Here is a 20,566-nt window from a genome sequence, read left to right as displayed (position 1 = left end):
CAGGGCCGCCAACTCGGGGTTCGCCAGCAGATGGCGAAACATCTGCGCCGACAGGGTGCTGTTCTGGAGACTGCGGCTGACCGCAAACACCCCCTCGAGGGATTCGGGGTTCTTCAGAAACTTCGCGAGCCCTGAAACCAGCTTCAGGGATTGAAGGCGGCTCTTCAGATTGAATTGCATGCTGGCCCCAGCGCTGAGCTCAGCCTCGCTCACAGCTCAGGAAGGTGGGGAATGAGGCGCTCCAATGCAACACCGCGGCTCGCCTTCAGGAGCAGCACATCTCCGCTCGAGAGCCATTGCGCAAGCGGCGCCGCTGCGAGCTCGGGCTGAGCCACAACCTCCACTCGAGGCAAGGGCGCGGCGGCCATGGCCATGGCCTCCGCTTCCTCACCGCTCGCCACGATCACCAAACCGTCGAGGCCCAAGGCCGCTGCGCGCTCTGCCACTTGGCGGTGCAGGGCCACACTCTGATCTCCCAGTTCCAGCATGGTGCCAAGGACCGCAAAACGGCGGCCGGGCTGGGCCGCCAGAAGGTCCAAGGCCGCCAAGACCGCTTCTGGAGAGGCGTTGTAGGTCTCATCCAGGAGGGTCAAGCCACCGAGCTGCAACCGACGATTTCGCCCCCCTGGCACATCCACCTCCATCCGCGTGAGCTCGCCGAGGGGCACGCCCAGTTCAGCGGCCACGGCGAGGGCCAGGAGCAGATTGCGGGCGTTGTGGCGACCATCGAGCGGCACCTGGAGGCGTGATCCCTTCACGCTGATCACGCCGTGCCTGTCATCCCAGTCGCCGATCCAATCGGCGTCTGCAACGCCATCCTCATCGGCCAAGGCCACCCGCGCCACCCGACCGGACCAAACCCGCGCAAGGGCCGCCTCGAGCAGGGGATCACCGGCAGACACCACCAGCAGGCCGTCCTCTCGAAGGCCCGCCGTGATTTCCAACTTGGCCTGGGCAATCGCCTCACGGCTGCCGAGCCGCCCGATATGCGCCGTCCCGACATTGGTCACCACGGCCACGTCCGGAGCAGCCGTGTGGCTCAAGCGTTCAATCTCCCCCAGTCCCCGCATGCCCATTTCGACAACCACCGCTTGGTGTTGTTCCCCGGCTTTGAGCAAGGTGAGCGGAACCCCGATGTCGTTGTTTTCGTTGCCCCGGCTGGCTTGCACCGGCCCCAGCGGCAGCAGTGCGGAGCGAATCAGTTCACGGGTTGTGGTCTTCCCAGCCGAGCCCGTGACGGCCACCACCTGAGCGGACAGTTGCTGACGGTGCAGCAACGCCAACTGCTGATAGGCCTCCAGGGTGTCGTCGACGAGCCAATGAAGCAGCCCTTCCGGAACCAAGTCCTTCCTGTCCTTCTGGACAATCGCGGCTTGGGCACCGATCGCGGCCGCCTGGGCCAAAAAGGTATGGCCATCAAAGTGTTCACCCACCAAAGGGACAAACAGCTGTCCAGACGCCAACCTGCGGCTATCGGTGCAAATGGAGCCAACAACCACGTCGGGATCCCATCCGGTTGAGGCGCCCTGGGGGTCTCCCCATAGGGCCATCAGAGCGCCGAACTGCATCGGATTAGGTGGACGACGAATCACGCAGGACGATCATGCCCTCACCCACCAGGGCATCTCGGGCGATGAGGCCAGCGCGGGAATCGCGCAGTTCGAGATGGTCGTAGCCCAACTCCAGCGCCCATTGCTGCCAGAGCTCAGCGCGGCGCCGCTGCTCCTGGGGACTTAACGCGGGGAACGCCGGTCGCACCTGCAGGATCAAGAGAGATTGATCAGCGACGCCCTCCGCCTGCAGCAGGAGGCCATCGGCTTCCGGTCGCTGCACGAGTTCCAGCAGCGGATCCGGTGCAAACGGCCCCTCAAGACCTTCGGGGTCAACGGGTTCTGGATCAAAGTTCTCTCGCTCCAAGGCGCTGGCGTCCAGCTCAGGGGTGGCCTCCTCGGCTCGCTCCTGAACGATCTCCTCCAGCGGAGGAGCAACGGCCGGTGGCTCGCTGATCGGCGTCGGGGCCGGCAGCAGCGGGGACGCATCCTCAACCGCAACGACAGGAGCCGCTGACTCCCCAGGATTTGGAGCGTGAGGCCAAACCCTGACCAGCAGGGTCAACATGCTGGCCAGCACGGCAACCAGCAGCAGGGTCAGAACCGGCCAAAACAAGGGGGCCAGATCAGCCGGCCACCAAGCGGGTGACGGCAAGGTCCCCTGGCGATTGCGCCGCCAAAGCTCCCGGCCACGTAACCCAACGTCGGCACGGACGGCACGCAGGTCCTCGGCTAGGGCAGCCCAGGGATTCCGGTAGGGCGCAGGGAGATCGCTGCGCCGGTCTTCAGTGGGCGGGGGGGTCCTCAGCGGCTGCTCCGCCGGCGCAGGAGCGATAGGCGATTGCGCAGACCCGAACTGGCCTCAGCGTCCGGAGCCTGGTCGACGCCTTGGCGACTGGGATCAGCCTGTTGCCCCAAGGAGAACTGCTCCACGGCCTGGGCATCGGGAGTGGGTTCCTTCACCCCTTTGACCTCCTTGTACATCCGGTCGTACTCCAGGGCGGAACGATCCCAACTGAAGTTGGCCTGCATGGCCCGCCGTTGCAACTCGGTCCAACTCTGGCGATGGCGATAGGCCTCCCAGGAACGAACGATCGAGGTGTAGAAATCGAGGGGCTCGTAGCGATCGAAACCGAAGCCTGTCCCGGAGTGGCCATTGGGGTCATGGGGCGGAACGGTGTCCACCAGGCCGCCAACCCGGCGCACCACGGGGATGGAGCCATAGCGCATGGCCAAGAGCTGACTGATGCCACACGGCTCAAAGCGACTGGGCATCAAGAAGGAATCGCTACCGGCATAGATCAACCGCGAGAGCGCATCGTCATAGGTCAGGAACACCGCGAAGCGCCCGGGGTAACGGGATGCCATCTGCCAGAGGCCGGCCTCCAGGTTGCGATCACCGGTCCCGAGGACCACGATCTGACTGTCGGAATAGGCCAGGACCCGATCCGCGACCTGCAGCAACAGGTCGATGCCCTTTTGGTCCACCAGACGGCTGACGACACCCATGAGGTAGGTGTCGGGATTGACCGTGAGGCCCATCCGTTCCTGCAGAGCGCGCTTACAGGCGGCACGGCCGGACAGATCATCCGCCGAGAAATTGGCGGGCAAGGTTGTGTCTGTGGCCGGATCCCAGGCGTCCTGATCGATGCCGTTGAGAATCCCGCGCAGCTTGCCGCTCACAAAGTTCAACAAGCCGTCGAGCTTTTCGCCGTACTCCGGCGTGCGGATTTCCTGGGCATAGGTGGGGGAGACCGCGTTGACCCGGTCCGCATAGAGCAGAGCCGCCGCCATCGTGTGATCCCCTTGCATGTACCAGGGGCACCACGTCATCCGGTCCAACTTCCAGCGCCAGGGGCCCTGGTATTTGAGGTTGTGGATGGTGAAGACCGTGCTGATCTCCGCGTCCTGATGCATCCAGACCGGAATCATGCCGGTGTGCCAGTCATGGCAATGCAGGATGTCGGGCTTCCAGTGGTGCCAGGCGAATTCGGAGACGGCGCTGGCGAAGAAGGTGAAACGCCAGTCCTCGTCCTCACCGCCATAGATCCGCTCAGGGTCAAAGACGGGATGGCCCACCAGGTAGAGGGGCAAGCCATTGCTGGGGTGGCGGGTCTCAAACACCGCAAAGTCCGTGCCCATGGTGTGCCCCCGCCAGACGGGTTCACCGGGGATCTGCAGCAAGCTCCAGAGCCGGCCATAGCCGGGCATGATCAGGCGAACGTCGTGGCCCAGCGGGGCCAAGGCCGGGGGCAGGGAGCCGACAACGTCGCCCATCCCACCGACCTTGACCATCGGTGCACATTCAGCCGCAGCAAAGAGCACCCGCATGGCGATGGGATCGCAAGTGGGCGCAACTTTACGGGCAGTCTTCAGGGAAGAACCGTCACCAGGGTGCCGACTTCGACGAGCTCAAACACTTCCTGGACGTTTTCCTCGTAGAGGCGCACGCAACCGTGCGAGACGGCGCGACCGACGGTCCAGCGATGGGGGGTTCCATGGAATCCCGCGACCGTGCAGCCATTGACGCTGAGATAGCGCTCACCGTCCCAGGCGTTTTCCTTCGGGGTGCAATTGCGGTGGAAACCAATCCAACGGGACCCGAGTGGATTCTTCGGGCCTTGCCCCACCTGGCTGCCATTGCCCGGATGCTGCCAAACCGGCTTGGCGACCTTCTCGAGAACCCGATGCGTGCCGGCGGGGGTTTCCCAGCCGTCCGTGCCCACCGCGGCTGGATAGCGGTGCAGCATGCGGCCGTCCTTCATGACCATCAGCTGCCGGGTCTGGCGATCCAGGACCAGATGCAGACCCTCCTGGCTCTTGAGCTCAACGGGGATGCGAGCGAGGGCCACCGCATCACTGATGACTGGTGCCGGAGGGGGGATGGGGTCCGGTTGGCGCGCCTCGGCGACCTGGGGAAGCAAAGCCAAGGCGAGGGGCGTCAGAAGGGCGACGCCGGTCGAACGGGAGAACGTCACGAGCCAAGCAGCAGTCTCACCTAGGACTAGCTACGAGACTTGAGTTGTGCTACGGCAACCAGTCGGAGCCCGAAAAATCAGGGGATCGCTTCTCCAGGAAGGCATTTCTGCCCTCTTGTCCCTCCTCCGTTCGATAGAAGAGATGGGTGGCTTGACCGGCCAATTCCTGAATCCCAGCCAGGCCATCCGTCTCGGCGTTGAACGCCGCCTTAAGGCAGCGGATCGCGGTTGGGCTGTGCTGCATCACCTCACGCGCCCAACGCATGCCCTCCGCCTCCAACTGATCGAGGGGGACCACCGCATTCACCAAGCCCATCTCCAAGGCCTCTTTGGCGCCGTACTGGCGGCAGAGGAACCAGATCTCCCGGGCCTTGCGCTGGCCGACGACCCGGGCGAGATAACCCGCACCAAAGCCGCCGTCAAAGCTGCCCACACGGGGGCCTGTCTGGCCAAAACGGGCGTTCTCGGCCGCCAGGCTGAGGTCACAGAGCAGATGCAACACCTGACCGCCGCCAATCGCGTAGCCCGCCACCAAAGCGATCACCACCTTGGGGAGGCTGCGGATCAGCCGCTGCAAATCAAGAACATTCAGACGGGGCAGACCGTCGTCACCGACATAGCCGCCGTCCCCGCGCACGCTCTGATCGCCGCCCGCGCAGAAGGCGTAGCCCCCATCGGGGGCTGGGCCAACGCCGCTGAAGAGAACCACGCCCACCTTCGGGTTGTCCCGCACCCGTGAGAACGCATCAAAGAGTTCGCTGACGGTCTTCGGACGAAACGCGTTGCGCTTCTGGGGGCGGTTGATCTGGATTCGGGCAATGCCCTCGTCACTCAGATCAAACAGGATGTCCACATAGGAGCCCTGGGGGATCCACTGCACGGCGGCCGCAGCGGCTGACATCAGCTGGTGGCGAGTTGGACCATTGTGCGGCGCAAGGCCTGACGCAACTGGGCATCCGCCTGGCGATCGGTCCGCAACACCAGCAGGCTCAGGGTGTGCTCTTGCGCCCAAGACAAGGCCTCAGGCAAGGCCTCCAGGCCCACGACAGCGCGGGAAGGAATGCCGTAGCCCGCAGCCCAACGCTGGTGGTCCAGGGATTGGGGCATGGCGAAGAGACGCTCGAAGTCCAGGGCCGGACGGATCGGCAACTGCTCAAAGATCCCGCCTCCGCCGTTGTCCACCATCACGACCGTTAAGCGCGCATCACGCGCCTGCAGCTGCTGCTGCCAGAGCCATCCATTGGCATCGTGCAGAAGGGCCAGATCGCCACTCATCAAAAGAATCGGTCCGGTGCTGCAGGCCAGGCCGGCCGCAATGGAGAGCGTGCCGTCAATGCCTGAGGCCCCGCGGAAGCCGTAGGTCCGGTGGCACGGGGCATCCGCTGCTGAAAAACTCTCCCAATCCCGCACGGGACTGCTACTGGCAAGCATCACTCCCCAGTCGGTTGGGAGGAGACGGCTGAGGCAACGGGCCAACGCAGGCTCGGAAGGGCAGGAACCGGCGAGGTCGTCATCCAAGCGCCGCTGGACATGCTGCTCGGCGGCGAGCCAGAGGCCGCGCCAGCGCAAGTTCTCGCTCGAGGGGCCCCCTTGCCGCTGGCCCTCAGACAACTGTTGGCACCAGGACGTCAAGCCCATGGACGAGCGCGCCGTCGCGCTGCCCAGGGCATCGAGGTTGCGGGGGTCCCCCTCGCTCAGCAAGAGCTGGGGGCCGTCGCACTGCTGGATCCAGCCCTGAAGCCGGCGGCTGGCTGGCACCGGGCCCAGGCGCAGCAGCTGGGGCGAGGGCGGCAAACGATGGCCATCGGCCAACAGCAGGTCATAGCTGTGGATGCACTCCAGCCCCGACCAGCCCCGCAACCCTGAGAGCACATCCGCAAACACCGGCCAACCGGTGCGCTCCTGCAGAGCGTTTAAGGCTTCAGCAAAGGCGGGTAGGGCCTGGGCGCTACCGCGCCAGGGGCCGGCCACCACCACGCCTGGACGATCGAAGTCCAAAAGGGGAGGGGGAGCCTCTGGCTCTGCAACGCCGGTCTCGCCGCAGGCGATCTCGAGGACCAGCGAACCCAACTCCGCCTGCAGCCGGCTGATGCTCTCCGCCGAGGCATGCAGGGGTTCCTCAAAGGGGAGGTTGCAGTGCACAGGTCCCCAAGGAGAGGCCAACGCTGTGGCCCACGCCTCCCGCGCGAGGTCCTCCAACGCCCCAGCCTCCATGGCCGCCAGGCCTCTGGAATCACCGTGCAGAACACGCCGGCACGAGGCCATCAGGAACGTCTCCTGATTGACCGTCTGATTGGCGCCGCACTCCTTCAGTCGGCTCGGGCGATCCGCACTCAGCACCAACAGCGGAATCGCACCAAAATCAGCTTCAACAACAGCCGGCAGCAGGTTGGCCACCGCCGTTCCCGAGGTGGTCACCAGGGCGGCAGGGATGCCGTCGCCTCGGCTCAAGCCCAGGGCGAGGAAGGCGGCCGATCGCTCATCCACGCCGCAGTACAGGTCCAATCCCCGCTCGGCCAGTAGACCCGCCGCCAGGGCCAAGGGGGCGGAACGACTCCCCGGACACAGCACCAAACGGCGCAGCCCCTGGCGCTGGAGCTCCAGCAAGAGCGCCACGGCGGCCTGAAGATTCGCCTCGGCACTGCAGGGGTGGGGAGAGGGAAGAGGCACCGCAGCGGGCCGTTGATCAGGATGTGGCGATCATGACGGCCCAAGCCGAATCCATGGAGACACCGCCGCAAACACCTGGGTCTGCCGCGAAGGGCTGGAGGTCCGTCCTGGTCTGGCTGGGCTTGGCCCTGGTGCTGCGCTGGGCCGTCCTGGAACCGCGCTGGATTCCCTCAGGCTCGATGCTGCCCACCCTGCAACTGCAGGACCGCATCCTCGTGGAAAAGGTCCGACCAAAGCTTGGCTCTGGCGTGCCAACGGGAAGCATCGTTGTCTTTCGCGCCCCGGAGCAACTGGTGGCGGCCGGCTACGACCCAACGGCGGCCTTGATCAAACGGGTCATCGGCCAACCCGGGGACGTGGTGGAGGTGCGGGACGGGATGCTGCTACGCAATGGCACGGCGGTCTCTGAACCCTGGCGCCGCGAAGCGATCGACTACGCCTTCGGACCGGTCACCGTTCCCGATCACCACCTGCTGGTCCTGGGGGACAACCGCAATGCGAGCCTCGATTCCCATGTCTGGGGCCCCCTGCCCGAGCAGGATTTGATCGGCACCGCGGTGCTCCGCTACTGGCCCTTGAACCGTGCCGGCCCCATTCGGTTCCCCGACCCAGGGGCGGACAATCAGCTGGGGTAGGGTGCAAACCTGACGTGGAGCACGCCGGAATGTTCAACCCGGAGTTCCTGACCAGCGACAGCGAACCGATCAGCGGCAACTCCCTGATTCAGTACCTGCAGGAACAGTCTCCGGACGTGTTGCAACGCGTGGCTCGCTCGGCCAGCGGCGACATCCAGGACATCATTCGGCACAACGTTCAAGGCCTGCTGGGGATGATCCCCGGCGAACAGTTCGACGTCAAAATCACCGCCAGCCGCGACCACCTGGCAGGGCTGCTGGCCTCCGCGATGATGACCGGCTACTTCCTGCGCCAAATGGAGCAGCGGATGGAGCTGGAAGCCACCCTGTTTGACGCTGGTGGCGCCGACGCCGACCCCGGCGAACTGCGGCTCTAGGCCTTAAACAGACTCCTCACTGGGCACCACGCCGGTGCGCAGCAGCAGGCGGTCGATGGAGGCCAGGTAATCCCAGTTCCCCTCCGACGGAGCCCATTGGCGCGCGTCGAACGCCTCGGCGAGCTGGGCGAGCTGGGCATTGGAGCAGGGAACCGGAGCGTCGTAGTGGGCGGGCACCAGCCAGCGCACCTCCGGCAGTTGGGACAACTCCTTCAGCCAACGAACCACCACCGGGCGGGCCCGCGGAAACACCAGTCGCTCAAGTACTGGCGCCACCAGTAGCGGGCCGCCCCCCTGGCTCAATGCCAGAAACGCGTCGCGGGAACTCGAGCGCCACTGAAAGGGAAACAAGCCGAAGTAACTGCGGGCCGATCGACAGCCCGGCTTGAAGGCCTTCGCCAACAACGCAGGAATGGGCGGGACCTGAAGGGCCTCCGGCCGCAGAAACGAAGCAAAGAGAGCCAAGCGCTCCCAACCCTTCTGGCGAAATTCCGGGGTATCCGTCAGCGGCTGGTCACCGCTGTCACGGGCGTGAAACAACAGGGGCGTGGGGTCGAGGTCAAAGATGGGCGGCGGTGTCACATTGATGACCACCAACGCATCGGTGAGCAGCAGTGAGCCACTGGCCTGGTGCAAACAGGCAAATTCCTGGAAACGCCCCAAGCCCAGATCGAGAGGGCCTAAGGATGACCAGCTGAGCTCATCGGCATGGGGATAGCCCTGCTCCTGGAGAACCCGGGTCCGTCCCCGGGGGAAGCCCAGCCAGGACGGGGGCAAATTGATCGGAAAGCTCCACTGACCTGGGGTGATCCAGACGTCCGCCTGGGGAAAGGCCCGGGCCATGGGCGGGACGGGCAACTTGTGCTCCAACCCAGAAGCCGTCGGCAACACGATCGTCTTGACCGGTCCGAAGCGCTCCTCGAGGGCCTTCAGCCCTTGGCAGACTTCTCTGGTGGGCGCCACGGGGGCATAGAGCATCAAGCCCCCTCGGACCCGGACCACGGTCATCCGGATGGGGACCGCCACATAGAAAACACCCTGCAACTGCTCGAAACTCCAGAGCTGCTCAGGGATCAATTCGCGCACCAAGGTGCGCTTGCGTCCATAGGGATAGAGCGGCAACAGCGGCCACCAGGGCCAGCGTTGATCAGCTGGGGCTACAGCGACGTCCACCATTACACCAATCGGTCAGTCGGCTGACGCAAGAGAGTAATGAACCCCAAAAATCACCACAGCACTCTTCGGAAGACTCGGGAAATAGAGCATCACACTAAGAGCGAACGCGACGCCTCACTAGACCGTAATTAGGAGCAAACAAGAAAGCCAGAAGGAACAGCCCTGTCTGTACAAGAACAATGCATCCAGCCGTTGAGCTATCAGTCCAGTAACTAATGTAAACACCCAAGAGACTCGAGAGAACACTGCTTGCAATCGCAATCCAAGTCATCCGGTCAAATCGGTCGGTTAACAAGTAAGCAGTCGCGCCAGGAGTGACCAACATGGCAACCACCAAGATCACTCCAACAGTTTGCAAGCCTGCGACGGCAGCCAAAGACAAAGCCGAAAGAAGTAGATAGTGCAATGCCCCTGTATTGATCCCAATCGAGCGAGCGTGAGTTGGATCAAAACAAAACAACAACAGATCCCGGCGAAAGACCATAAGGACAGAAACAATGAGACCAGAGATGACGATCGTTTGGAAAATATCCGAAAGTGAAATTCCAAGCACATTTCCAAAAAGAATGTGCATCAAGTCAATATTGCTACGAATCTTCGAGACCAAAACGAGCCCCAAAGCAAAAAAGCCTGTGAAGACCAAACCTATAACCGTATCTTCTTTAACTCGTGATTTCTGCTTGACAAAGCCAATCATCGCAACTGAACCAACACCAAACACAAAGGCACCCATAGAGAATGGCAGCCCAAGGGCGTACGAAACAATCACACCAGGAAGGACTGCATGCGAAACCGCATCGCCCATCAAAGCCCAGCCCTTAAGGCTCATGTAGCAGGACAACAAGCCACAGACACCACCAACGAGCGCACTGATCATTAGCGCTCTGACCATAAAGGCGTGAGACAACGGCTCCATCAACAAGGAGATCATTGTCCTTCCTCGATCGAGACAGAACCTGTCAACAAATTGGGTGGCAGCCCTCCAAACGTGAGAGCCAGATTCTCTGGAGTAAAGACATCAGCGGTCTGACCGTAGGCCAAGACAGTTTTATTAATGAGCACGACCAGGTCGCAAAAGTCACGGACATGACTTAGGTCATGAGTCGAGATCAAAATGGTGCGTCCTTCTTGTCGAAACTGGACAAGAAGATTTGCGATTAGCTTTTCCGTACGAACGTCAACACCGTTAAAGGGTTCATCAAGAAGTAACACCGAAGCTCTCTGGGCAATCGCTCGTGCCAAGAACGTACGTTTGCGTTGTCCCCCCGACAACTTGCCAATGGGCCGTTGCGCCAAGTCAAGCATCTCTACGCGAGCGAGAGCATCTTTGACGGCCATTCGGTCACTCTGACGGGGAATTCGGAGCCAGTTCATGCCCCCGTATCGGCCCATCATCACAACATCCCAAACAGACACCGGGAAATCGCAATCAATACCCTCATTTTGGGGGACATAGGCGACTGCTTGCTCGCGTTGGGCCTGACCAACAGAGACCCCATTAATGCGAATCAATCCTGAGGAAGGACGAACAAAACCCGTGAGCGCCTTGAAGAGGGTTGATTTGCCAGCGCCATTCATACCAACGAGGCCACAGATGCAGCCGGCGGGCAAATGCAAACAAGCGTCATATAACGCCACAGTGCCGTGGTAGTCGACACACACTTGATCAACTTCGATGCGGTTCATCGCTCCGCAACCTCACCACCCAGACCCTTGACGATCAAACCGACGTTATGGCGTTGAAGATCGATCAATGAGGAAGCTGGGCCCGTAGGACCCGACAGGGAATCGACAAAGAAGGTACCGCCAAAACGAGCTCCAGTGGCCCGTGCCACTTCCTGTTGAGCCTTGTCGCTCACAGTACTTTCACAAAATACGGCTGGCACACGACTGCTGCGGACACGGTCGATGAGACGTGCTAGGCGACGGGGGGTGATCTGGCTCTCAGCATTCACAGGCCAGAGGTAGGCCTCCTCGAGGCCGTAATCCTGGGCGAGATAGCTAAAGGCACCCTCACAGGTCACCAACACTCGGCGCCGTTTAGGAACCTGTGATATGGCGCTACGGAGCTGCTGATCAAGCGTGGTCAGTTGTTCCTTGTAGCGAGCTCCGTTGGCGCGATAGACCGCTTGACCAGCCGGATCGAGCTCGGAAAAAGCCTCAACCATGCGATCGACATACAGCTGAGCTCGCTTGGGTGACATCCAAGCGTGAGGATTGGGACGCCCCGCATAGGCATCTTCAGTAATCAAGACCGGCTGGATGCCGTCGGAGAGGGTGACTGTTGGGACATTGCCAGCGGCTCTAACAAACCGGTCGGCCCAAAGTTCGAGGCCGAGCCCGTTCTTAAGGATCAAGGAAGCGCCAACTGCGCCCTCCACATCACTGGGAGTGGGCTCGTAACCATGGATCTCAGCACCTGTCTTGGTGATCGAACGCACGGACAGACGAGACCCTGCCACCCGCCGAGCCATGTCAGCCAGCACGGTGAACGTGGTGAGAACAATGGGACGGGACTGCTCGTTCCTTTGATCCCTGGACGGAGGAGGCGCGACGCCACACGAAGAAAGTGCGATCGGGATCCCGATCAACATCACCAGCTGCCGGAAACGCCGCAAACCGTCCTCACCCCTATGCCCATCTTAGGTAAATCCTCTGCGAAGGGATTCGCCCATGGACTGGACAGATCTGCAGGGATGAGCCACAACGTGGAGATGCAGACACCATTTGGGATCTGGCTGCCGCAGGTCACGGTGCTGCGCTGTCAGCAGTTTGAGCAGGCCAGTGATGCGGTGGAGGCCGTCCGAGAGCGGCAGTGCGTTGTGCTGCAGCTCGAAGGAATGGAGCCGAGCGAATCCCAGCGGATCCTGGATTTTGTGGCGGGGGCGGTCCATGCCCTCGATGGCCGCATGGAGCGGGTGGGGGACGGGACCTACCTCTGCGCGCCGGCGGGGGTCGGCGTCAGTCAGCTCAGTGGCTCCTCGGGTTCATCCGTGGAGCCCGCTTGAAGACGGCGCTCAAACTGCACAAACAGCAGCCAAGCCACCCCCGCCGAAACACCACCGGTCCAATCGGAGCGAAGCAACTCGATGATTGAGGCCGTGCTGGCGGTCACCCTGAGCACCCGCAGGCCAAAGCGTCCAAGTTGACTAGCCATAGGGGCCAAAGCGCGTCGCACAGGCCGCACCACACTGGGCCCCCAAGGCGATGGACTGCGCCAGGGACCAGCGGGCCGCCAAGCCCGTGACCACCCCCGCCGCAAAGCTGTCACCACAGCCATAGCTCTCCACCATCGGTCCCGGGAGCGGTGCAGGCGCATAGCGTCCGCCCGGAAGACTGAGCCCCCCCGCCGCACCCTCCGTGCGGATCAGCGTCTGCGGTGGTGGGGTCAACTGCGCGGGATCCAGCCGCTCACCGGGGTCAAGGCCACTGCCAATCAAGGCGTCGAGGGCTACCTCGGCCTCCTGCAGCACAGGCAGACGAACCCGCGGAGTCGCGGCCAGGACGGCGGCAGCACGGCAGGCCTTAAACAGAGGGGCATCGGCGGCCGTGACAAAGAGGCCGTCGCAATCGGCGAGCTCCGCCCAAGGCAGGGGATCCGCAAGGGTCGGGGTCAGCCGCTCACCGATCACGGTGATCGCCCGGTCTCCTTCGTCATCCACCAAGCTCAGGCCACGCCGGGTTGGGGCCTCCCGCCAGGCGACGTGAACCTCAAGGCCCAGTTGCTCGAGGCGCTTCACGCAGGCATCCCCAACCGCATCGCGGCCGAGGGCCGTGAAGAACTGGACGGGCTGCTTGAGCAACCGGGCCATCTGCACCGCAACGACAGCGCCACCGCCCGCGGGTTCCTCCAGGGTCCGCAGGGCATGACCAATCGCTCCAGGACGAGGCAGTTGATCCACCGCCAGAAATTCCACCCACTCGACGTGGCCGACCACGGCCATGCGCAGGGGGGGCAGGGCGGAAGCGGAAGACAACGGCAGTCCATGACAGCTGCAGTCCCATCAAAACCCCTCAAGCCCAACAAAAAAGCCCCCGCCGAAGCAGGGGCTCAGGTTTGGCTGAAATCAGCCCGTGTTTGAGATCAACCGATCGCGGGAGCGGTCAGAGCCACAGGAGTGGTCTCGGACGCAGCGAGGTCGAGGGGGAAGTTGTGAGCGTTGCGCTCGTGCATCACTTCCATACCGAGGTTGGCGCGGTTCAGCACGTCAGCCCAGGTGTTCAACACACGACCCTGGGAATCCAGGATCGATTGGTTGAAGTTGAAGCCGTTCAGGTTGAACGCCATGGTGCTCACGCCCATGGAGGTGAACCAGATGCCAACCACAGGCCAAGCGCCCAGGAAGAAGTGGAGGCTGCGGCTGTTGTTGAAGGAGGCGTATTGGAAGATCAAGCGACCGAAGTAACCGTGGGCAGCCACGATGTTGTAGGTCTCTTCTTCTTGGCCGAACTTGTAGCCGTAGTTCTGGGACTCGCTCTCGGTGGTTTCACGCACCAGGGAGGAGGTCACCAGGGAACCGTGCATGGCGGAGAACAGGGAACCACCGAACACACCAGCCACACCAAGCATGTGGAAGGGGTGCATCAGGATGTTGTGCTCAGCCTGGAACACCAGCATGAAGTTGAAGGTGCCGGAGATACCCAGGGGCATGCCATCCGAGAAGGAACCCTGACCGAAGGGATACACCAGGAAGACTGCAAAAGCAGCAGACAGCGGAGCGCTGTAAGCCACGCAGATCCAGGGGCGCATGCCGAGGCGGTAGGAGAGCTCCCACTGACGGCCCATGTAGCAGGAAATGCCGATCAGGAAGTGAAAAACCACCAGCTGATAAGGACCGCCGTTGTACAGCCACTCGTCGAGGCTGGCGGCTTCCCAGATGGGATAGAAGTGCAGGCCGATGGCGTTGCTGGAGGGGATAACAGCACCAGAGATGATGTTGTTTCCGTAGATCAGGGAGCCAGCAACAGGCTCACGGATGCCATCGATATCGACCGTCGGGGCGGCGATGAAGGCAACGATGTAGCAAATGGTGGCGGCCAGCAGGCAGGGGATCATCAGGACACCGAACCAACCCACATAGATGCGGTTGTCGGTGCTGGTGACCCACTCGCAAAACTGCGTCCAGGAACTGGAGCCGCTCTTGCGAAGAGCAGTGGTCATAGAGGGAGGCTCAATTGAGCCGAATGAGTACGAATGCCGCAGATGCGGCCTGCAAAACCTAGGGGGCCCGAGAAAACATTTCCTGGAGCAAAAATTAAATTCAGAAAAGAACAAGAATGTTCATTAATAACTTCATGAAGCCTTCATGAAGTTATGTATAGCGAGTCGATGTGGTTCCCTTGCTGCTCAGGCAGGCAGCGGCTGCTGTTTCAACCACTGCTGTGCTGAGGTCAGAAACGCGTTCAAATTGAGCTTTTCTTCCTCCGCCGCCCGGGCCACGAGGAGGGGTGCCTGACGCTGCAACAACGCCTCCAATTCCTCTTCGGGGACCCCAGCGGCCAGAGCCATGTAATCCGCCATGGCCCGTCCAACCACGCGGGTCAGATAGGCGGCGCTCAAGGCCTGCAGCGCACCGCCGAGTAACCAGGTCGGTCCATGCCACTTGATCACCGAAGCCAGGGCCTGTGAGCTCCACTCAACAACCCCCAGGCTCAGCGCGGCTTTTCCAAGCTGAGCGGCTGCCGCCTGCAGTTGCTCCAGAGACCACGGGCAATTCCAAAGCCGAGCCATCTCTTGGAGCATCAAGCCATTGGCTGCGGCCAGAACCAGCAGATCCAAGCTGGGGACCGGAGCCACAACGACACCCGCCGCCACGGTCCATTGGGTGCGTTGCAGGAGCCTGGACCAGTGCTGCCGCCTCAAGCCCTCAAGCTCCAGCTGCCAAGCTTCGTGCAGCTCATGCAGGCAACGCTGTTGATTCCGCTCGCGGCTGAGGGGGGTGGACTCAGCCAACCAGGCCGATAGATCCTGCCAAGCACAGGCCTCCTGATCCGCCACAAGCCAACAGCGCCCGCGCAGATGCACGGGAAGCTGCTGCTCCAGCTGGTGGAGCTGTTGGGGGGCATCGCTCTCGGGCTGAGTCCGCACCAAGATCCCCACACGTTGTTGTTCGGGGAGTGCCTCCAGCCAGCGCAGATCCGCCGCGCTCAAGGGAAGATCCAGGCGATACAGCAGCAGCTCGCATTGGCGAAACGTCTCGGGCCAAACCCAGGACTGGGGCGACAGAGGCAAGGCATGACTGCGGTGCACCCGGAGGGGATGAACGCAGGGACACTGAGCAAGGAGGGTGTTCTGTTCCTTTTCGCTCCAGGCCTGCGTCCCCACCAGGGCTAAGTGGATCGCCGACTCCTTTTGCCGCTGACGCAGGACCTTCAGCTGGGAGCGCCGAAGCTGCTGAACCCGCTGAAACCGTTGGACCTGGACTGGACTCTCGCCACTATTGCTGCTGTTAAGGGTCTGGAACTGCTCGAGGACGGCCTCGCAGCGCTCAAACCAGCCCTCGGAGGACTGGGGCAGCTGGTCACCGGATGGCCGCATCCGACCACCCAGCAACCACAGACCCGCTCCGGCCGCACCCAGGCTCAACACTGAAGACAGAGGACCGTGGACGGATTCGAACAGCATCCAGCTACCACTGGCCGCGGCCAGCCACGGCCAGTGGCGCAGGCCTTGGCGCCACACAGTCGCCCTGAACTGCTCCCCCAGGGGCACGGGCCTCGGCGTAGGGGATTCAGCTGAGACCTGAGGAACCGTCAAAGGGGGCCTGAATTCGGCGACCGCGCCAACTCTTTAGCTCAGCTATTAACCCATGCCCAGACCCAATAGCGTGGAAGGACCTAAGCGAGCCTCCGGGTCCATGGGTCTGGCCGGTCAGAACAGCAAACGCGAAGACCGCCGATCCGAGGTCCAGCGGGTGTTGCTGGTGGCCCTTGGGGTCAACGTGGGTATGTCCCTGCTGAAGCTGATCATCGGTTTGCTCAGTGGATCGCTGGCCCTGCTGGCCGATGCCATGCACAGCGCCACCGATGGCCTCTCCAGCCTGTTGGGTCTGATTACGAATGGCCTCTCCGACCCCAAGCCCGACCGTGACCACCCCTACGGCCACGACAAATACGAAGCCATCGGCGCCCTGGCCGTCGCTGGCTTCATCTGTTTAACGGCCTTCGAGATCGTGCGAACGGCCCTGGAGCGGATCGCCTCGGGGCTGCAACCGATTCGTCTGGACGGCCAAGAGCTCGTGATGCTCTTGATCGTTCTGGGCTGCAACCTGCTGCTCGCCGGCTACGAGCGAAGCGAGGGCAAACGCCTAGGCAATCAACTCCTGCTGGCCGATGCCCAACACACCACGAGCGACATCTGGACGACGGTCGTCGTCTTGGTGGGCCTTTGCGGCGTCGTGCTGTTCAAGCAGACCTGGCTGGATGTGGCGATGGCCATTCCGCTCTGTCTGCTCTTGATCCGGGTCTGCTGGCAGGTCCTGAAGACCAACCTGCCCTGGCTGGTGGACCAAATCGCGATCGCGCCGGAATCGATCCATGAGACAGCCATGGGCGTCCCCGGTGTTCTCAACGTCCACGACATCGCGAGCCGCGGCGTCCTCGGTCAACGGGTCTTCATCGAGCTGCACATGGTGGTCGATGCCGACGACCTCCCCAAAGCCCACCGGATCACGGAGCTCGTCGAAGACCACCTCGAGCGCCGCTTTGGTCCGGTCCGCTGCACGATTCACCTCGAACCCAGGGAGTACGCCGAGTCGACCATCACCTTCCAGGGGACCCATGGCTGAGCTCAGGGACTGGCTCACCCCCCATCAACAGGACCTCTTGGCGGATCTCAGTGCCCGCCAACAACTGCTGAACCGCTGGGATGGGGATCGGCCCATCGCCCTGCTCGAGCGCTGCTGGTTGCGGCTGCGGATCCTTCCGATCAGCAAGCTCAGTGCGGTCCTGCCTCCGGACAACAGCGGAGAAGCACCGGAATTGATTCGCTTTCGGAACCTCATCCGAGCGGGCCTCTCCAGCGCTGAAGCCGAGGAACAGTGCTGGGAAGACTTCGGGAAAACCGCCTGCTCCGAGGCGCTCCAACGCTTCTGGGCCGCCCAAGACCAAGGGTGCAACGGGTGGACGCTTCAGGCCTACCTCGACCTGCTCTCGCGCTACCGCAGCTGCATTGAGACCGCGGGGCCAAACCCGTTGCCCGTACTGGTCTTAGCCCGAACAGGCAGCCCAGAACACCATCGCTTGATCTGGCACTGGCCCGCCTCCCTGTCCGTAGGGCACACTTGCCGCTGACTTCTTCAGGTGTGCGGCCATGGCCGACGGTGATTTCCAGCGGAATTCGGGCGAGCAGTCCCGCGACAACCGCGGTCCTCGGGAAGGCGGTGGATTCCGCATTCGCCTGAGCGATAACGAAATGCGCGCCGCCCGCGCCGTGCAGGAGGCCTTCGGCGTCCGCTCCACCGTGGCTGCCCTGGGCCTGTCCCTGCGCACCGTGGCCCAGCTCATCGAAGAGGGCCGCATCGACGACATCGTTGCGCAACAGAAGGCCAGCGCTGGCTCCCGCGGCCGCGGTGAACGGAGCGACCGTCGTGGCGGCGGTCGCGGCGAGCGCCCTGGCAATCGCCCTAACCCCTTTGCCCGTCCCGCCAAACCCGCCGCTGCCGTGGCTGAGGAGGAACCGGTGAGCGACGAGCCCGCCCCTGCTGAAGCAGCCGCGGAAACCGCTGCCGAGAGCGTGGACACCAGCGAAACCACCGAGGCCTGATCGCCAGCCGCTGCCGGGTCCTGCCTCCAGGCAGAATCCGGCGAACATCTCGCCAGCTCGCATGCAACGCGCCAGGGTCCTGTCCGGAGTTCAGCCCACTGGCGCCTTGCATCTGGGCAACTGGCTGGGGGCGATCCGGAACTGGGTGGGCCTCCAGGACAGCCATGAGACGTTCTTCTGTGTCGTGGACCTGCACGCGATCACTGTTCCCCACGACGCGGCCGCCCTGGCCCGGGATACCCGCAACACCGCTGCGCTCTACCTCGCCTGCGGGATCGACCCCGACAAGGCCACGGTCTTCGTTCAGAGCCACGTCTCCGCCCACAGCGAGCTCTGCTGGCTGCTGAACTGCGTGACGCCGTTGAACTGGCTGGAGCGGATGATCCAGTTCAAGGAGAAGGCCGTCAAGCAAGGGGACCAGGTCTCCGTCGGCCTGCTCGACTACCCCGTCTTGATGGCGGCGGACATCCTTCTCTATGACGCGGACCTGGTTCCGGTTGGTGAGGACCAGAAGCAGCACCTGGAGCTGGCCCGCGACATCGCCCAACAGCGCATCAATGCGCGTTTCGCTCCGCGGGATGCCGATGGGGAGCCCATCCCCGTCCTGAAGGTCCCCGAACCCTTGATCCTCAAGGAGGGAGCGCGGGTCATGAGCCTCACCGACGGCCACAGCAAGATGAGCAAGAGCGACCCTAATGAAGGATCACGGGTCAACCTGCTGGATCCGCCGGAGCTGATCACCAAGAAGGTGAAACGCGCCAAAACGGACCCGGTGATGGGGCTGGAATTCGGCAACCCCGACCGTCCCGAGACCGACAACCTGCTGGGCCTTTACGCGCTGCTCAGCGGCAAAGGCCGTGAGGCCGCTGCCGCTGAATGTGCCGACATGGGCTGGGGCAAATTCAAACCCCTCCTCGCCGAGACCCTCGTGGAGGCACTCCGGCCGATTCAAGAGCGCTACAACGACCTAAGCGCTGATCCCGCCGAACTCGACCGCGTCCTCAAGGCGGGCAGCGAACGGGCCAATGCCGTTGCGGAGGCGACCTTGGAGCGCACCCGGGAGGCCCTGGGCTTCCTCAAAGCCAGCTAAAGCCCGAAGGCGTTAATCAAAAGCCAAAGAAAAGATAAAGGTGGCTAATCCGTTGGCGCGCCAAGCCTGGAGCGCGCCAGCCCAAATCTCTCTCACAAGCTCAAAAAACAGCAGCAGCACATCAAGCCGTCCCCTGTCCAGTTCGGCTGGGAAATCTCACTTTGAGACTCGATCAACCAGCAATCTCAATGAACTGCGACGTTGTGCCGCTTGCCAATTCGTCATTCGCTCCAGCGCTCCCTCAAGCCCAGCCGTGCCGCCGCTCCGGCCTGCTCACTGGGTCTGCTGCTCCTGGCCGCCGGTCCCCTGGTCGCTCCCTCCATGGGGAGCGAAGTGGATCAGTCCATCGAGCACGTCGTGACTGCTGCCAGCCAAAGCGACTCGGGTGAGCTGTACGCAATCACGCCCCACCGGCGGGCACTGCTGAACACGATCCGCTATGCCGAAGGCACCTGGAAACAGGGCCACGAGGGCTATCGCACCCTCTATGGCGGTGGACGTTTCAGCAGCCTGGCCAAGCACCCTGATGTTGTCGTGGTGAAGCGCTACGCCAGCGCTGCCGCCGGTGCCTATCAGTTTTTGCCGGGCACCTGGAGGGAAGCGGCCACCAAACTGAGCCTGCGGAGCTTCAAGCCCCATAACCAGGACCAAGCCGCCCTTTATCTGATTGATCGCCGCGGCGTTCTCGATCAGGTGGATCGCAAAGGCCTGACCCGCGAGGTCATGGCTGTGTTGTCCAAGGAGTGGGCCTCCTTCCCCAGCCATAACGGCCTCAGCGCCTACGGCCAGCCGGTGAAAAAAGCCACCGAACTCGCCAACTTCTACGCGAACAACCTCAAGCAGCTGAAGCGCAGCCGCTGGGCTCAGGCCTGAGGAGGGTCAGGACGCTCCTGCTCCGGCAGGGGCACCCCCGCGACCCGCAGCATCGCGGAAAGACTCCAAACCCGCATCATCAACCGGTGCCAGGGGGTCATGGCATCCATGTCCACCGCCATGGGGGTCGAACAGGCGGCCCGCAGGGATTGGGTGGCCGCAATCGCCTGGAGCGCTTCCTGCAACGCAGCCCGGAGTTCACGCTGCTCCTGGGCGGGCACCAGGTGATCCGGGGCGTGATCCAAGAGGACGAGACCGCGCTGAAACCAATAGAGAAAGTCGCCAAACAGGGACTCGAGCAGATGGTCGAGCAGTTCAGCTGACTCAGCCTTGGGTTCCTGGGGGTTACTCACCCCCACACCCTAGTAATGGTCTGAATTGCGCTGCGTAGGATCAGGGTTGCTATCCCGCCGCCGTGACCGCGACCCGAACTGCCGAGCCTGCAGCCAGTGA

General features: G+C 62.8%; 23 protein-coding genes. 8 read left to right on the top strand and 15 right to left on the bottom strand.

Annotated features, from left to right (window positions below; all coding sequences use genetic code 11):
- Positions 1–209: 209 nt before the first annotated feature.
- The 6 genes from murF to menD all read right to left on the bottom strand — a co-directional run bounded on the left by murF (position 210) and on the right by menD (position 7,198).
- Positions 210–1,568 carry a UDP-N-acetylmuramoyl-tripeptide--D-alanyl-D-alanine ligase gene (gene murF, locus H0O22_RS02790; RefSeq protein ID WP_185187520.1) on the bottom strand — a complete coding sequence of 453 codons (1,359 nt, stop codon included), beginning with the start codon at positions 1,566–1,568 and terminating at the stop codon, positions 210–212.
- A gap of 4 nt (positions 1,569–1,572) precedes the next feature.
- Complete coding sequence (locus tag H0O22_RS02785) at positions 1,573–2,205, bottom strand: hypothetical protein (protein WP_185187519.1); 633 nt, start codon at positions 2,203–2,205, stop codon at positions 1,573–1,575.
- A 149-nt stretch (positions 2,206–2,354) separates the two neighbouring features.
- Positions 2,355–3,881, bottom strand: coding sequence for a glycogen synthase GlgA (gene glgA, locus H0O22_RS02780; RefSeq protein WP_185187518.1), 1,527 nt, complete (start codon positions 3,879–3,881; stop codon positions 2,355–2,357).
- A gap of 41 nt (positions 3,882–3,922) precedes the next feature.
- Positions 3,923–4,528, bottom strand: coding sequence for a L,D-transpeptidase (locus tag H0O22_RS02775; protein WP_185187517.1), 606 nt, complete (start codon positions 4,526–4,528; stop codon positions 3,923–3,925).
- Positions 4,529–4,577: 49 nt separating this feature from the next.
- Complete coding sequence (gene menB / locus H0O22_RS02770) at positions 4,578–5,429, bottom strand: 1,4-dihydroxy-2-naphthoyl-CoA synthase (protein WP_185187516.1); 852 nt, start codon at positions 5,427–5,429, stop codon at positions 4,578–4,580.
- Positions 5,429–7,198 (bottom strand): 2-succinyl-5-enolpyruvyl-6-hydroxy-3-cyclohexene-1-carboxylic-acid synthase, encoded by a 1,770-nt coding sequence (gene menD, locus H0O22_RS02765; protein ID WP_185187515.1) that lies wholly within the window; start codon positions 7,196–7,198, stop codon positions 5,429–5,431. The genes menB and menD overlap by 1 nt, the downstream gene beginning before the upstream one ends.
- A gap of 32 nt (positions 7,199–7,230) precedes the next feature.
- Between menD and lepB the strand changes: the two genes are divergently transcribed.
- On the top strand, positions 7,231–7,833 hold the full coding sequence (gene lepB / locus H0O22_RS02760) for a signal peptidase I (protein ID WP_370521464.1): 603 nt from the start codon (positions 7,231–7,233) through the stop codon (positions 7,831–7,833).
- A 29-nt stretch (positions 7,834–7,862) separates the two neighbouring features.
- Positions 7,863–8,210, top strand: coding sequence for a DUF760 domain-containing protein (locus tag H0O22_RS02755; protein ID WP_185188254.1), 348 nt, complete (start codon positions 7,863–7,865; stop codon positions 8,208–8,210).
- Between the two features lie 3 nt (positions 8,211–8,213).
- On the opposite strand, the gene H0O22_RS02750 is transcribed toward H0O22_RS02755, so the two are convergent.
- The 4 genes from H0O22_RS02750 to H0O22_RS02735 all read right to left on the bottom strand — a co-directional run bounded on the left by H0O22_RS02750 (position 8,214) and on the right by H0O22_RS02735 (position 11,980).
- Positions 8,214–9,386: a DUF4336 domain-containing protein gene (locus tag H0O22_RS02750; RefSeq protein WP_185187514.1), complete on the bottom strand. Its 1,173-nt coding sequence runs from the start codon at positions 9,384–9,386 to the stop codon at positions 8,214–8,216.
- Between the two features lie 94 nt (positions 9,387–9,480).
- The gene (locus H0O22_RS02745) at positions 9,481–10,317 is read right to left on the bottom strand and encodes a metal ABC transporter permease (RefSeq protein WP_185187513.1); all 837 of its coding nucleotides are present in this window, start codon (positions 10,315–10,317) and stop codon (positions 9,481–9,483) included.
- The gene (locus H0O22_RS02740) at positions 10,314–11,072 is read right to left on the bottom strand and encodes a metal ABC transporter ATP-binding protein (protein WP_185187512.1); all 759 of its coding nucleotides are present in this window, start codon (positions 11,070–11,072) and stop codon (positions 10,314–10,316) included. The genes H0O22_RS02745 and H0O22_RS02740 overlap by 4 nt, the downstream gene beginning before the upstream one ends.
- A complete protein-coding gene (locus H0O22_RS02735) occupies positions 11,069–11,980 on the bottom strand; it encodes a metal ABC transporter substrate-binding protein (RefSeq protein WP_185188253.1) in 912 nt (303 codons plus the stop codon). Before H0O22_RS02735 ends, H0O22_RS02740 begins: the two co-directional genes overlap by 4 nt.
- Before the next feature lie 102 nt (positions 11,981–12,082).
- Between H0O22_RS02735 and H0O22_RS02730 the strand changes: the two genes are divergently transcribed.
- Positions 12,083–12,394, top strand: coding sequence for a cell division protein SepF (locus H0O22_RS02730; protein WP_255439433.1), 312 nt, complete (start codon positions 12,083–12,085; stop codon positions 12,392–12,394).
- On the opposite strand, the gene H0O22_RS02725 is transcribed toward H0O22_RS02730, so the two are convergent.
- The 4 genes from H0O22_RS02725 to H0O22_RS02710 all read right to left on the bottom strand — a co-directional run bounded on the left by H0O22_RS02725 (position 12,352) and on the right by H0O22_RS02710 (position 16,011).
- The gene (locus H0O22_RS02725; RefSeq protein ID WP_185187511.1) at positions 12,352–12,543 is read right to left on the bottom strand and encodes a hypothetical protein; all 192 of its coding nucleotides are present in this window, start codon (positions 12,541–12,543) and stop codon (positions 12,352–12,354) included. The two genes, H0O22_RS02730 and H0O22_RS02725, sit on opposite strands and share 43 nt — an antisense overlap.
- Positions 12,536–13,369 carry a PfkB family carbohydrate kinase gene (locus H0O22_RS02720; RefSeq protein WP_370521502.1) on the bottom strand — a complete coding sequence of 278 codons (834 nt, stop codon included), beginning with the start codon at positions 13,367–13,369 and terminating at the stop codon, positions 12,536–12,538. Before H0O22_RS02720 ends, H0O22_RS02725 begins: the two co-directional genes overlap by 8 nt.
- Positions 13,370–13,470: 101 nt before the next feature.
- Entirely contained in the window at positions 13,471–14,547 is a 1,077-nt protein-coding gene (psbA, locus tag H0O22_RS02715) for a photosystem II q(b) protein (RefSeq protein WP_185187510.1), read from the bottom strand.
- A gap of 186 nt (positions 14,548–14,733) precedes the next feature.
- A complete protein-coding gene (locus H0O22_RS02710) occupies positions 14,734–16,011 on the bottom strand; it encodes a YcjF family protein (RefSeq protein WP_255439432.1) in 1,278 nt (425 codons plus the stop codon).
- Between the two features lie 232 nt (positions 16,012–16,243).
- Here H0O22_RS02710 and H0O22_RS02705 point away from each other — a divergent pair, with 232 nt between their 5' ends.
- The 5 genes from H0O22_RS02705 (at position 16,244) to H0O22_RS02685 (ending at position 20,113) form a co-directional block, all read left to right on the top strand.
- Positions 16,244–17,173 carry a cation diffusion facilitator family transporter gene (locus H0O22_RS02705; RefSeq protein ID WP_185188249.1) on the top strand — a complete coding sequence of 310 codons (930 nt, stop codon included), beginning with the start codon at positions 16,244–16,246 and terminating at the stop codon, positions 17,171–17,173.
- Positions 17,166–17,678, top strand: a complete 513-nt coding sequence (locus tag H0O22_RS02700; protein WP_185187509.1) for a hypothetical protein — start codon at positions 17,166–17,168, stop codon at positions 17,676–17,678. The genes H0O22_RS02705 and H0O22_RS02700 overlap by 8 nt, the downstream gene beginning before the upstream one ends.
- 19 nt (positions 17,679–17,697) lie before the next feature.
- A complete protein-coding gene (locus tag H0O22_RS02695; RefSeq protein WP_185187508.1) occupies positions 17,698–18,150 on the top strand; it encodes a hypothetical protein in 453 nt (150 codons plus the stop codon).
- A gap of 61 nt (positions 18,151–18,211) precedes the next feature.
- Entirely contained in the window at positions 18,212–19,240 is a 1,029-nt protein-coding gene (gene trpS / locus H0O22_RS02690; protein WP_185187507.1) for a tryptophan--tRNA ligase, read from the top strand.
- A gap of 210 nt (positions 19,241–19,450) precedes the next feature.
- Complete coding sequence (locus H0O22_RS02685; RefSeq protein ID WP_185187506.1) at positions 19,451–20,113, top strand: glycoside hydrolase family 104 protein; 663 nt, start codon at positions 19,451–19,453, stop codon at positions 20,111–20,113.
- On the opposite strand, the gene H0O22_RS02680 is transcribed toward H0O22_RS02685, so the two are convergent.
- Positions 20,104–20,466 carry a DUF2605 family protein gene (locus tag H0O22_RS02680; protein WP_185187505.1) on the bottom strand — a complete coding sequence of 121 codons (363 nt, stop codon included), beginning with the start codon at positions 20,464–20,466 and terminating at the stop codon, positions 20,104–20,106. The two genes, H0O22_RS02685 and H0O22_RS02680, sit on opposite strands and share 10 nt — an antisense overlap.
- Positions 20,467–20,566: the final 100 nt, after the last annotated feature.

It is taken from the genome of Synechococcus sp. LTW-R (genome assembly GCF_014217875.1).
Lineage (GTDB): Bacteria > Cyanobacteriota > Cyanobacteriia > PCC-6307 > Cyanobiaceae > Vulcanococcus.
The sequence above is the reverse complement of the archived record's forward strand: the minus strand, read 5'-3'. Positions and strand labels throughout refer to the sequence as shown.